This window comes from Bacillus sp. FSL K6-2869 (assembly GCF_040869405.1).
In the GTDB taxonomy this organism is placed as follows: domain Bacteria; phylum Bacillota; class Bacilli; order Bacillales; family Bacillaceae; genus Bacillus; species Bacillus altitudinis.
The window spans coordinates 1,229,789-1,242,459 of sequence record NZ_CP152035.1 but is presented as its reverse complement, the minus strand read 5'-3'; the positions used below and the strand labels follow the sequence as shown (position 1 = coordinate 1,242,459).

12 protein-coding genes are annotated in these 12,671 nt (G+C 43.6%); 2 read left to right on the top strand and 10 right to left on the bottom strand.

Translation table 11 applies throughout. The annotated features are described in order from the left end of the window. Positions 1-5: 5 nt before the first annotated feature. Both MHI58_RS06245 and proG read right to left on the bottom strand, forming a co-directional pair. Positions 6-830, bottom strand: a complete 825-nt coding sequence (locus MHI58_RS06245) for a M55 family metallopeptidase (RefSeq protein ID WP_045034940.1) — start codon at positions 828-830, stop codon at positions 6-8. A 189-nt stretch (positions 831-1,019) separates the two neighbouring features. Beyond that, complete coding sequence (gene proG, locus MHI58_RS06240; protein ID WP_017359139.1) at positions 1,020-1,844, bottom strand: pyrroline-5-carboxylate reductase ProG; 825 nt, start codon at positions 1,842-1,844, stop codon at positions 1,020-1,022. Between the two features lie 169 nt (positions 1,845-2,013). Between proG and MHI58_RS06235 the strand changes: the two genes are divergently transcribed. Beyond that, a complete protein-coding gene (locus tag MHI58_RS06235; protein WP_045034939.1) occupies positions 2,014-3,333 on the top strand; it encodes a S1C family serine protease in 1,320 nt (439 codons plus the stop codon). A gap of 41 nt (positions 3,334-3,374) precedes the next feature. Here the strand turns inward: MHI58_RS06235 and MHI58_RS06230 are convergent, their stop codons facing one another. After that, positions 3,375-4,325, bottom strand: a complete 951-nt coding sequence (locus MHI58_RS06230) for a ring-cleaving dioxygenase (RefSeq protein WP_045034938.1) — start codon at positions 4,323-4,325, stop codon at positions 3,375-3,377. Positions 4,326-4,654: 329 nt separating this feature from the next. On the opposite strand from MHI58_RS06230, the gene MHI58_RS06225 reads away from it, so the two are divergent. Then, complete coding sequence (locus MHI58_RS06225) at positions 4,655-5,980, top strand: APC family permease (RefSeq protein WP_045034937.1); 1,326 nt, start codon at positions 4,655-4,657, stop codon at positions 5,978-5,980. A gap of 13 nt (positions 5,981-5,993) precedes the next feature. On the opposite strand, the gene MHI58_RS06220 is transcribed toward MHI58_RS06225, so the two are convergent. The 7 genes from MHI58_RS06220 to MHI58_RS06190 all read right to left on the bottom strand — a co-directional run bounded on the left by MHI58_RS06220 (position 5,994) and on the right by MHI58_RS06190 (position 12,641). Then, the gene (locus tag MHI58_RS06220; RefSeq protein ID WP_024719605.1) at positions 5,994-6,323 is read right to left on the bottom strand and encodes a hypothetical protein; all 330 of its coding nucleotides are present in this window, start codon (positions 6,321-6,323) and stop codon (positions 5,994-5,996) included. 63 nt (positions 6,324-6,386) lie between these two features. Further along, on the bottom strand, positions 6,387-7,343 hold the full coding sequence (locus MHI58_RS06215; protein WP_007498849.1) for a sugar-binding transcriptional regulator: 957 nt from the start codon (positions 7,341-7,343) through the stop codon (positions 6,387-6,389). 92 nt (positions 7,344-7,435) lie between these two features. Beyond that, positions 7,436-8,221, bottom strand: coding sequence for an SDR family NAD(P)-dependent oxidoreductase (locus MHI58_RS06210; RefSeq protein WP_024719604.1), 786 nt, complete (start codon positions 8,219-8,221; stop codon positions 7,436-7,438). Next, positions 8,199-8,894: an SDR family NAD(P)-dependent oxidoreductase gene (locus MHI58_RS06205; RefSeq protein WP_045034936.1), complete on the bottom strand. Its 696-nt coding sequence runs from the start codon at positions 8,892-8,894 to the stop codon at positions 8,199-8,201. The genes MHI58_RS06210 and MHI58_RS06205 overlap by 23 nt, the downstream gene beginning before the upstream one ends. A gap of 31 nt (positions 8,895-8,925) precedes the next feature. Continuing rightward, positions 8,926-10,308: a dihydrolipoyl dehydrogenase gene (lpdA, locus tag MHI58_RS06200; RefSeq protein ID WP_056407862.1), complete on the bottom strand. Its 1,383-nt coding sequence runs from the start codon at positions 10,306-10,308 to the stop codon at positions 8,926-8,928. A gap of 12 nt (positions 10,309-10,320) precedes the next feature. Beyond that, a complete protein-coding gene (locus MHI58_RS06195) occupies positions 10,321-11,643 on the bottom strand; it encodes a dihydrolipoamide acetyltransferase family protein (protein WP_045034934.1) in 1,323 nt (440 codons plus the stop codon). Between the two features lie 17 nt (positions 11,644-11,660). Then, positions 11,661-12,641, bottom strand: a complete 981-nt coding sequence (locus MHI58_RS06190) for an alpha-ketoacid dehydrogenase subunit beta (protein WP_056408057.1) — start codon at positions 12,639-12,641, stop codon at positions 11,661-11,663. Positions 12,642-12,671 lie beyond the last annotated feature (30 nt).

The window sequence follows — 12,671 nt, the reverse complement described above, 5'->3', positions numbered from 1 at the left end:
CTCGCTTAACAAAATGTTGTACGTGCGGCAAGCTCTGTCATGACAAGCATCGCTTGGTAGGCTTCTAATATATTCTCTGCTTGGTACGTCACCGTTGTTGTCCCTTCGATGATGGCCGTACCTGGCATTAAATTCGCCCATTCGGCTTGTCCATAATTGGCAAACTCGATTTTCAGCACTGGCTGCTCAGGAGGCGTGAGCGGCTTGATGTGATGAATCTCTTTCATTGCGACTTCCACTTGCTGAGAGATTAGTTGGTTGACTTTGGCAGGAGTAAGACATTTCACAGCAGATCTTGAAATGGTTTCTTTCACCGCCACTGTTTTCACGCCAGGCATTAACTTTTCGGCTTCAAGTGCCGCTTGATCGTCTCCGCATACAAGAATGACCGGAACACCATAATAGCCTGCGACATACGCATTAAAGCCCATTTCACCAACTGGATGATCATTTATGTAAAAATGTCTGACACCAAAAATCATACTGTGAGACATCACACCTTTCATTGATGCCCTCGCATGATAGCCTAAAAAAACAGCGGCATCATACGTTTGATCTAATCCTTGGACCATTGAATAAGGCTTTACATCGCCTGATATGAGAGATGCTTCCTCATGCAAATCTTCAATCAACAGATTATTCATTTTAGAATGGCTATCATTCACTAAAATCTCGGTCGCCCCATGTGTAAGAAGAGCTTCTACACAGGCGTTCACTTCACCTGTCATGATTTTTCTCCCGCGCTCATAATTGTGCTGGCGGCTATCAACAAATGTATGATCAGCTAGACCAGTAATTCCCTCCATATCGACTGATACATAGAGCTTCATCCCCATCCCCCTTTAATTAAACTTAAAATTTGTGTATATTTTTCTAAATTTTCTAAAAAATTATATGAGAACTTGATTGATTTTTCAATACAATGTCTGAAAATAAGGAATTTAGACTCAGGTAATACAGGTCAAAAGCATTGATGCGAAAGGATTTATTTGACAGAAAAAACACCACTAGCTATGTCTTTAGTGGTGTTTGTCTGCTTCATCGATTTGCGATTTTAGCTGCGCATATTTTTTCATCGTTTGTGTAAACAAGTCATCGAACATTTGCGGTGCCTGCTGCTGGATGACTGCAGCGCCTTCTCCTGTAATCCCGCCTTTTGTTGCGACCCTGTTCACCGTTTCAGCAAATGTCAGTCCGTGTTCAACAAGAACTTGTCCTGTACCGAGCAGCGCATATGTTAAAAATTCATAGGCTTCTTCTAAAGACAGCTCACTATTCCGAACAGCGGCTCTCGCCATTTCTTCAAAGATTGCTGCAATAAAGCCCGGAGAAGAGCTTGTCAAATTACTCGCCGCATCAAACCGGTCCTCTTCCACTTCCCTGACGATACTAAAAGCTGAAAGCAGGCGGTGGAGTCGTTCTTGTGCCTCCTGTCCAGTGGTTTCACCATGCGCCACAAGGGATACACCCGTCCCTACGGCTGATGTCAAAGTGGGAATGTATCTAGAAACCGGCTGATTCGTATGTTGCATTAATTTGTCTAACGTGACAGCCGCTGCCACTGATACGATATGAAGAGATGTCTTTGCGGGGCTCAGCTGATCTAAGACATCAAGTACAGCAAGCGGTGGTACACAAACAAACACGACATCACATGATGCAGAGATGTCATCTAAAGAGCAAATGTTGACATGCTGGTTCTTCTCTTTCAGCTGTTGCAGCCGCTCCGTTTCACTTCTTGTATGGATCATAAACTGACTGGCATGAAGTACTCCTTTGTCCAGCCATTTTTGTACCATCATATCTGCCATGCTTCCATATCCAATGATTCCAATAGTCTCCACAGTTTAATCTCCTCTATTTTGCTTAGATTCACTACTTATTTTAACAATTTCCCACAATGTTTTCATTTTTATCCCACACTTTTTTCTTACGATAAAGTCAGTATCCACCACATACGGTCAATCACCTTACACACATACATGTAAAAATCGATGAAAGAGAGTGATCTTGATGACACATCACAAAGATGAAAAACACACTTCTTATGAATTACAAACCATTGAACAGCCGAAAAAAAAGCAGAAGAAGCCAAGTGGCTGGCTGAAGCCATTTGTCAGCGGGATTGTAGGAGGTACGTTAGCGTTAGGTGTTTACGTTCTAACTCCATATGCTCAGCATTCAGAAAATAGTTCAACTGATTCGTCAACGAAAACAGCCGCTGTATCGACAAATGATACAAGTACAAATTCGTCAAAAACAACAGCGTCACAAACATCGAATTCGACCAGCAGTATTTCAAGTATGGTCGAAAACGTATCACCAGCCATCGTCGGCATTACAAACTATCAAACACAAAGTCAAACAACCACAGATTTTGGCGATATGAACACACCTTTTGATGGATCACAGCAAAATCAAAACAGCAGCAGTCAAGAACAAGAAAGCGGTACCGGATCAGGGGTTATTTTCAAAAAATCCGGCAGTAAAGCCTATGTATTAACAAACAACCATGTGATTGAAGGAGCAAATAAATTAACAGTCTCCTTGCATAATGGCAAGACGGTAGCAGGAAAAGTGGTTGGTTCTGACCCGCTGACTGATCTTGCTGTCGTGGAAATTAGCAGCAGCGGCGTTACAAAAGTCGCTGAACTTGGAGACTCCTCATCCCTTCGTGCAGGAGAAACCGTCATCGCAATCGGAAACCCGCTTGGTGAAGATTTATCAAGAACAGTGACACAAGGAATTGTCAGCGGTGTCGATCGAACAGTTTCTATGGATACATCAGCTGGCGAAAGCAGTATTAATGTCATTCAAACAGATGCCGCCATTAACCCCGGTAACAGCGGCGGACCGCTTTTAACAACAGACGGAAAGGTTGTGGGGATCACCAGTATGAAAATTTCTGAAACAGGTGTGGAAGGTATCGGGTTTGCGCTCCCAATCAATGATGTCAAACCAATTGCAGAGCAGCTTCTCACAAAAGGAAAAATCGAACGACCTTATATCGGTATCAGCATGCTGGATCTCGAACAAGTACCAGAAGCTTATCAGAAGGAAACGCTTGGACTGACAAGCAGTCAGCTGGATAAAGGCGTGTACGTAAAAGAAATCGCTGCTGGCTCACCTGCTGCAAAAGCTGGATTAAAGGCAGAGGATGTTATCACCGCCATCAATGGCAAAAAAGTGACAACCGGCAGTGAATTACGCCACGAGCTTTACACGAATGCAAAAGTAGGAGATACCATCAGCATCACACTCGTTCGTAATGGAAAAGAAGAAACAAAACAAGTGACATTAACACAATCTGAATCAAAGCAAGTCAGTTCTTAACGAAAAAAGCAGCTCATAAAATTGAGCTGCTTTTTTCATGTTCACTTGATTGGGACTAATCTTTGTTCAATTTCTGCTCGTTTGTGCTCTAAAAATGGTGGAAGTGCTAATTGATCACCAAGCTCATCCACGCTTTCATCCACTGTAAATCCCGGACCGTCTGTTGAGATTTCAAACAAAATGCCGTTTGGCTCTCTAAAATATAGGGCTTTAAAATAAAAACGTTCTACAACACCAGAGTTGGTGAAACCGGCTTTGGCTATTTTATCATGCCATTTTTCAAGCTCTTCTGCGTCCGCTACACGAAAAGCTACGTGATGAACACTCCCTCTGCCAGATCGCTCAGCAGGTCCTTCTGCTTTTTCAATGACATGAATCTCTGTTCCAGCTCCGCCTTGTCCTGATTCAAAAATCGTCACGATTTCCCCATCATTTGATTGTTCACGTGCTTTTTCTGTGAAACCAAGGATGCTCGTTAACACACTGATCGTTTTATCTGCTTCTGCGACTGTTAATTCTACTGGTCCCAAACCTCTGATCGCAAAATCAGCAGGAATCTCATCATGCACTGGCGGCTTCGCTCCATCTTGCACGCTTGGTTCTACAGTCAAAAACAGCTGCTGTCCTTCTGGATCTGTAAATTTCAAGGCAGGTCTGCCGCCTCTTAAAGAAGCTATTTCTTTCTTTACACCTTTTTCTTCAAAGCGCTTTTCCCAAAAGGTGAGTGCCTCTTCTGAAGTGACAATCAGACCTGTGCGTGAGATCGCATTTGTTCCGTCCAGCCGGCGGGCGAGCATCGGTATTTCAAAAAACGTCAGCTCTGTACCAGGTGAGGCGACCTCATCTCCATAAAATAGATGATACATCGATGGATCATCTTGATTGACTGTTTTTTTCACCAGTTTTAAGCCAAGGATTTGGCGGTAGAAATCAACGTTTTTCTGAGCATTTGCTGTTAGTGCTGATACGTGGTGAATCCCATTTATTTTCATTGTGTTCACTCCTATTATAAAATATCTCGAATTCAAGATAATATCCTTATGAATAAAATAGGTCATTTTAGAAGAAAAGTCAACCATTCGACTGCATCTTTATTGGATGTTCGGTTTTTGTCCATTAAATTAACATTACATCAAAAATAATCTTCTATTGTTCGCTTTTAAGATAACATTCATCCTAATATCTCCAATAAATGAACACTTTTAAATACAAATACGAAAATCAGAAAATTTTTTTAATTCTTGTTTTCCTAAAATCGTATTACAATGAACAAAATACATGTCACAGTAACGTACGAAAGTAATGCAGGAGGTCGTGTGTAATGAACAAAGAACAACCAGCGTTAAAACAAGACATCGGCTTATTTTTTGCCCTATCTCTTGTCATCGGAACAATTATTGGATCTGGCGTTTTTATGAAGCCTGGCAACGTCCTTTCTTATTCAGGAAGCTCAGACATCGCCTTATTCGCATGGCTGTTAGGCGGGATCTTAACCCTTGCAGGCGGACTAACAGTCGCTGAAATCGGTACACAAATCCCGCGTACTGGCGGTTTATATGCCTATCTTGAAGAAGTGTACGGTGAATTTTGGGGCTACTTATGTGGCTGGGTGCAAATTATTATTTACGGACCAGCGATTATTGGTGCTCTTGGTCTTTATTTTGGTTCATTATTAGCTAATTTATTTTCTCTTTCTTCTTTATGGGCTACAACGATTGGCATTATCACCGTTCTTTTTTTATGTGTGATCAACATCATGGGAACGAAATACGGTGGTTTTGTCCAAGGACTGACCACGATCGGAAAGCTTGTTCCAATTGCAGCAATTATTGTGTTTGGCTTATGGAAAGGAAATGAACATATTTTCACAGCCGTCAATGAGAGTATCGCACAAATGAACTTCGGTGCAGCAATTTTGGCAACATTATTCGCCTATGATGGCTGGATTTTGCTTGCAGCGCTTGGCGGTGAAATGAAAAATCCAGAGAAACTGCTTCCTCGCGCGATGGCAGGCGGTATTTTAATTGTCACAGCATGTTATCTCTTTATTAACATCGCCCTTTTGCATGTGTTACCAGCTGATCAAATCGTTCAACTAGGTGAAAATGCAACAAGCACAGCTGCTACAATGCTCTTTGGTCCAATTGGCGGTAAAATTATTAGTATCGGAATCATCATTAGTATCTTTGGCTGTTTGAATGGAAAGGTTCTTTCGTTCCCGCGTGTCATTTTTGCGATGGCAGAACGAAAACAAATTCCATTTGCCAAAGCCATTTCACGCATTCATCCTACTTTTCAAACACCTTGGATCGCTGTATTTGTTCAGATTTTGATTGCCATTGTGTTTATGATCGTCAGTAATCCCGAGAAGCTGTCAGAGGTTTCGATTTTCATGATTTACATCTTTTATGTGATGGCCTTTTTCGCTGTCTTTAAGTTAAGAAAACAAAACAAGGGAATGAAGCGCGCTTATAGCGTACCACTTTACCCGCTCACACCGATCATTGCGATTATCGGCTCTTTCTTTGTCTTAATCAGCACCATGATCACCGATTGGCAAAGCTGCCTGATCTCCATGCTGATCGGCATTGCTGGACTGCCGATTTATTACTACATGAAAAAAACACAAAATAAAGCAGAGCGCTAAGACAGCCTCTGCTTTATTTTTTATATTGCTTAATGACCTTATAAGATTCGTTTAAATATCTCATCAGCCGGTATGGCTTACTTAAAACCCGGATGGGGAGTCTTGAAATAAATCCATTCAGATTCGCCTTATACTCCTGCGTCATCCGCTTCGGCTTTGTGGCAATTTTTTCATACACTTCTTTGTAAAATTCCTTCATGATGTCGACTTGCACACTGATCTTCTGATGACACTCTGTACACTCAACGCTTTTCATCTGATCATTCACATAAACGATGCTGTGGAGGGTCTCTTCTTGGCACCGAGTACAGTGTAGGTTTGCTTCCATTTCGGTTTGCTTCAAGATACACAGCTCCTTTCTCGTTTGATGTTGCTCTTTTTATACAATACGATGGCTGTCAGCTGTTTATTGGACAGATGCTTCCTTTAAAATAGCTGCCGCAGTCAATTCATCGGTGACGAGCACCTGAATAAAGCCGCCGTTTAAGGCTCCTAAAATACTTTCAGCCTTATGGGTTCCTTCCACAACGGCGATGACTTTTTTCACGCTCTTTAATTGTTCTAACGATAATCCAATCACCTTTTGGTTCAGCTCATCTTGGACTGGTTTCCCTTCCCCGTCAAAGAAACGAAAACCAATATCACCAACAGCTCCTGATTGCCTTAAACCAGACAAATCTTCTTCTTTTAAATAACCGACTGTTTTCAATGTAGAGCCTTTATGCGGATTCCCAATACCGATCAGGGCAATATCAACATTTCTGCCTTCTTCAAGCACAGCTTCTATGTCCTGCATCGCCATCAGCCGCTCTTTTAATTCTTCTGTTTCTAAAATCGCAGGTGCATATAAATAGGAGCACGTACCATTCATCTTCTTTGCCAGCTCATATGCCAGCTGATTCGCGTGAATGTCGACTGCCTGCCTGCCCATTCCGCCCTCTAAAGGAATGACTTTGACATCGTTTCTTCGCTCAAATGGATATTCCTTGACGAGCTCGGCAAGTGTGGTTCCCCATGAAATACCGATTTTCTCAGCGCCTTTCATGTTTTTAGACAGATAATAGGCGCCCGCTTGACCGACTGCCCGTTTGACCATCTCAGACATTGTCCCGACACTTGGGACAACGACAGCATCCGTTAATTGAAAGGTCGTTTCCAGCTGCTTTTCAAGTTCCACTGTATGAATACTTTCGTCTTTAATGTACACTTCAACGATTCCCACATCTTTTGCTTTTTGTAAGAGCTTTGAAATGACTGGTCTTGAGACATTGAGCTTTTTTGCAATCTCCTGCTGCGTCCACCCGTCTGTATAATAAAGATGAGCAACCTTGACGAGCTGTCGTCTTTCTTCCCAATTCAGCATGTGACATCATCCTTTTAATATACTATGATTACCAGTATACCAAACATTCGTTTCTAATTGGAACAATTGTTATGAAAATAAAAAAAGAGCGATTAACTCTCCGCTCTTTTTCCCTCGCTATATTTAGGCTGATACGTTCTCCCGCCATCTAATAAGAGTATCTGTCCGTGCAAATAGCTTCCCTCGTCACTTGCGAGAAATAAAGTGACTCCAGCAATATCTTCTGGTTTTCCTAATCTCCCGATAGGAATAAGGGATCGAAGCTGACTTTTCTCAAGCTCAGTCGGATAGAGCGTATCAAGCATCTGAGATTCAATGACGCGCGGTGCAATGACATTGATGCGGACATGATGGGAACCCAATTCCTTTACAAGCGAACGCATGAGACCAAATGCCCCGGCTTTTGACGCGTAATACTGGATGCCGCCGCCAGAGCCTGTTATCGCAGATCCTGATCCAATAATGACGACGCTGCCTTCTTTCCGCTCACATAGATAGGGTGCTAATGCTTTAATGCAGTAGAAAAGACCATATAGATTCACAGCCAGTGTCTTTTTCCAAAGTGAAAAATCAACCTCTAAAAAAGGAAGGGATTTCGTCATTCCTGCTGAATAGACAAGATGCCCAATGCCACCCAACTCCCTTTCAGCTGCTGACGCCATTTGCTGAACACTTTCCCACGATGAAACGTCAGCTTGGAACGTCAGCAGCTGAGGATGCTGTTGTTTTAAAAGCGAAAGTCCCTGTTCATCTATATCTGACACAGCTACACGATGCCCTTCTTTTAAAAAACGCTGAGCAATTTCTTTGCCGATTCCTTGGGCGCCACCTACGATGAGAACTGGTTTTTGTTGATTAGCCAGCGCTCTCACCCCCATCGAGCATAATCGCTGCTCCATCTGTAAATGCACCGTACGACGTACTTAAGAAAACCGTCATATGAGCCACCGTCTCCTTGATTTGCTCTTTGTCAGGAAGCAAATGGAGAGGCGGCGGAAGTAGTGCCAATACCCGGATGCCTTTGTCTTTAAATTCGCGCGCTAATCCTTTTGTCATGGCATTCAACATACTATTTGATGTAGCATGTGAGATCCCGCCATCACCTGTTATGCTGCCTGATGAGGAAATATTAATGATGCAGCCCTGCTTCTGATCCACCATATGCCACACAGCGGCTTGACTGGAAAGAAAGACTGTATTTACGGATCTTTCCACTTCATCGACCCATAGCTTAGGACTTACGTCATCAATCCCCCCATCTGCTTTTTGCTCGGCTTGATTGACTAAAATATCAAGCTTGCCGCATGTATCGATGACTTGTCTTAGCATAAGCGTAGCATCACGCGGTGTCTCAAGCGGATTGATGACAACAGTCGATTGGCCGCCTAATTTTTCAATGTCTTCGCTTATCGACTTTGCTTTTGATTCATCACGAAAAGCGTGTATGAAAACATGTGCACCTGCCTGGGCCAAAGCTAGGCAGATGGCTTCTCCAAATCCATCTGTGCTATCTGTCACAAGTGCCACTTTCTGATGAAGCTGGACGTGCACACGGATCTCCTCCCTCTCCCTTGTTTGGCATTTATTTTCTCAGCTTACTCACAATATCAAGAGCTGCTTCATAAAAGCCTTCTGAGATGGTTGGATGCGGGTGAATCATTTTGGCCATCTCTTCCGCTGTTCCTTCTAAATACATAAATGAGGAAGCCTCTGATATCATCTCCGTTACATGCGGACCAACCATTGTAGCGCCAATGACTTCACCATATACGGTATCGTACACGAGTTTAATAAAACCGGTTTGAACACCTGCTGCCAACGCTTTTCCGCTTGCAGCTAAATCAAATCGCTCTGCCCGTACGTTCAGCCCTTTGGCTTTTGCCTCTTTCTCTGTCAGTCCCACACTCGCTACTTCTGGCAATGTATAAATACATCTAGGAACGATGTCGTGATTCATTTTTTCAGGCTCGCCGCATATATTGCTAACCGCAACAGCTGCCTCTGCCATCGCCGCATGAGCGAGCTGATAGCCGCCGGCTACATCTCCAATTGCATATACACCTTCAGCACTTGTCTTCATCTCGTCGTTTACTTTAATAAAAGGACCATCCAGCTGAAGGTCCAGCTGACTGACAGCAGAGACATTTGGTCTTCTTCCGACGCAAACCAGCAGTCTTTCAGCCGTAAAGATGTGCGTTTCTCCTTTATCGTCTGTCGCATGAATCGCTTTGACTCCTTCACTTTCTGTTACCTCTGTCACCGTCGTTTTCTTTGCAATATGGATGCCTTTTTTCTTCAATTCTTTTTCTAGTAATTTCGACGCTTCTTCATCTTCCTGCGGAATAATCGACGGAGCGGCTTCTATAATGGTGACTTTTGATTGGAGACTCTGGAAGATGCATGCCAGCTCAAGACCAATTACACCCCCGCCAATAATGACGACAGATGCAGGAATATCTGGGATGTCAAAGATCGTATCACTTGTGTCAAATTGAATCTCTTTGAGCCCTGGAATAGGCGGAATAGCAGGTGATGAGCCAGTGGCAATGATCAGCTCTTTTGTTTCAATCGTTTCTGACCCATCTTGTTTTTCAATGTCAATGCGATTTTTTGTCACAGCTGTGCCTCTGCCGTTATATACATCAATCTTTCCTTGCTTCAATAAAAAGGCGATTCCGCCCCTGAGTTTTTCGATGACATCATCTTTACGTTTTCTCATTTTATCGAAGGAAAGAACCATCTCACCTGTTTCGATTCCCCAACTTTTTGCTTTCTCAATGGATTCAATGACTTCTGCATGTTTGAGCAGTGTCTTTGAAGGGATACAGCCTCGATTTAAACAAGTCCCCCCTAGAAAATCCTCTTCAATCAATGCAACTTTGTGTCCACGTTCAGCGGCTTGAAGGGCGGCAGTGTATCCGCCAGGCCCTCCGCCAATGACTGTCAGATCATACGTTTTTGTCATCCGATTCATCTCCTACATTAGCAATTCAAATGGTTGTTCAAGCACTTTTTTAAGGTCTGTTAAAAAGGCTGCTGCTGGTGCACCATCTACCACTCGATGATCAAATGATAAACTGACGCCCATCATTGGCCGCACCTGAATTTCTCCATCGATCACTACAGGTTTTTCTTGAATGCGTCCAACACCTAAAATCGCCACTTCCGGCTGATTAATAATTGGGGTAAACGTGTCAATGGCATACATCCCTAAGTTACTAATGGTAAATGTAGACCCCTTCAACTGGTCTGGCAGTAGCTTTTGATCGCGTGCATTTCGACCAATTTCTTTTGCTTCTTTTGTGAGCTGTTTCAGCCCTTTTTGATTTGCATGAGAGATGACCGGAACCATTAGGCCGTCTTTCACAGCAACCGCAAGACCAATGTGCACATCCTCATGGAAATGGAGCTCATTTTGTTCAAACGTCATATTGATTTGCGGATGGCGCGTGAGGACACTGCTGACCGCATGGATGATGATTTCTGTAAACGACAATCTGTAGCCTGTCTCTTTTTCAATCGCTGGGAGCAGCTGTTTGCGCACTTCTTTTGCTTTTGTCATATCAATTTCACTTGTTAATGTGACGTGCGGCGCTGTAAAGGCACTTTGTGACATGCGATCTGCGATCACTTTTCTCATCCCGGCTAGCTTTTGTGTTCTCACTGGAGCAGCCTCTGCCTTTTGTGCGCCTGCTGCTGTCACATCACTCTTCATGATTTTTCCGTGAGCGCCAGAACCAGCAACATTCGCTAAGTCGATTCCTTCACGAGCAGCCACTTTTCCTGCAAGTGGTGATACGCGTTGGCCTTCCTCGTTCGTCTGAAGGGCCGCTTCGACATCCCGTTTTTGAATTCTGCCTTTTGGACCTGTACCAGATACTTCTTGAATGGCTACTTGGTGATCTTTTGCCGTTTTTCTCGCTGCAGGTGTTGCGCGTACTTTCTCACCCACCGCTGGTTCAACTTCAGTCGAAACAGATGGTTCAGATGGTGATGACGTTCCGCTGTCTTCAGAAGATGCTTCTTCTGACTGCGCTGGCGGCTCGCTCGGTACCTGCTCATTAGCCTCTCCGATATATCCAATGACAGCATTAACTGGAATCTGATCATCTGCTTCGTAATATTTCTTTAGAAAAACGCCATCATCATAGGCTTCAACCTCGATATTGATTTTGTCTGTCATAATCTCAAATAGAGGCTCACCGATTTCAACCGAATCTCCTTCTTCTTTAAACCATTGAAGCAAGGTACCGATCTCCATCGTACTGCTTAGCTTCGGCATAAATATCTCTTTTGGCATGATCTTCTCCCCTTTACTTAAGAGCGCACGAGCTCTTTTGCTGCTTCAATAATATCTGGCACTTGTGGAATGACTGCTTTTTCCAGCGTTGGGTTGTACGGTATTGGGACGGCAAGACCGCCAAGTCGTTTAATAGGTGCATCTAAATAGTCGAAGGCTTCACTTTCCGCTATCATACTGGCAATCTCTCCGCCGTAGCCGCCTCGTTTCACTGCCTCATGCACAACGATACATTTGCCTGTTTTTTTCACAGATTCAATAATGGTTTCTTCATCTAATGGGACGAGCGTTCTCGGATCAATGATCTCGACATCGATTCCTTCCGCTTCTAGTTCCTTCGCTGCTTCGAGCGCTTTGTGCACCATAATGGCTGTTGCGACAATTGTGACGTCCTTTCCGCTTCTCTTCACATCCGCTTTCCCTAAAGGAATCGAATACTGCTCTTCTGGTACTTCACCGATTGTTTTATATAAAAGCTTGTGTTCATAGAAAATGACAGGGTTGTCATCATCCATTGCTGCTTTTAAAAGTCCTTTTGCATCATAAGCTGTTGAAGGCTGAACCACCTTTAGTCCAGGAATATGAGCCATCCACGCTTCTAAGCTTTGGGAGTGCTGCGCTGCGGCACCTGTCCCGGAACCTGCTGGTGTTCTGACAACAAGCGGCACCTTCCCTTTTCCGCCAAACATGTAACGTGTTTTCGCTGCTTGGTTTACAAGCTGATCCATTGCAATTGTAATAAAGTCAGAGAATTGCAGTTCTAAAATCGGACGCATCCCTGTCAAAGCCGCTCCGACTGCGCCTCCTGCGATGGCAGCCTCTGAAATCGGCGTATTGCGGACGCGTTCTGGACCGAATTCCTCGATCATCCCGCGCGTGACACCAAATGCGCCACCGTATACGCCGATATCTTCACCTAAAATGAAGACATCATGATTTTTTCTCATTTCCTGACTCATTGCTTCTCGAACGGCTTCTAAATATGAAATCTCTCTCACTGTCGTGTTTGTCACGTGATTCCCCTCCTA

What these genes read in the sequence shown, in the direction of transcription:
- MHI58_RS06245 (WP_045034940.1), bottom strand. Translation starts at nt 830, where the DNA reads ATGAAGCTCTATGTATCAGTCGATATGGAGGGAATTACTGGTCTAGCT.
- MHI58_RS06235 (WP_045034939.1), top strand. Translation starts at nt 2,014, where the DNA reads ATGACACATCACAAAGATGAAAAACACACTTCTTATGAATTACAAACC.
- MHI58_RS06230 (WP_045034938.1), bottom strand. Translation starts at nt 4,325, where the DNA reads ATGAAAATAAATGGGATTCACCACGTATCAGCACTAACAGCAAATGCT.
- MHI58_RS06225 (WP_045034937.1), top strand. Translation starts at nt 4,655, where the DNA reads ATGAACAAAGAACAACCAGCGTTAAAACAAGACATCGGCTTATTTTTT.
- MHI58_RS06215 (WP_007498849.1), bottom strand. Translation starts at nt 7,343, where the DNA reads ATGCTGAATTGGGAAGAAAGACGACAGCTCGTCAAGGTTGCTCATCTT.
- MHI58_RS06210 (WP_024719604.1), bottom strand. Translation starts at nt 8,221, where the DNA reads ATGGGGGTGAGAGCGCTGGCTAATCAACAAAAACCAGTTCTCATCGTA.
- lpdA (WP_056407862.1), bottom strand. Translation starts at nt 10,308, where the DNA reads ATGACAAAAACGTATGATCTGACAGTCATTGGCGGAGGGCCTGGCGGA.
- MHI58_RS06195 (WP_045034934.1), bottom strand. Translation starts at nt 11,643, where the DNA reads ATGCCAAAAGAGATATTTATGCCGAAGCTAAGCAGTACGATGGAGATC.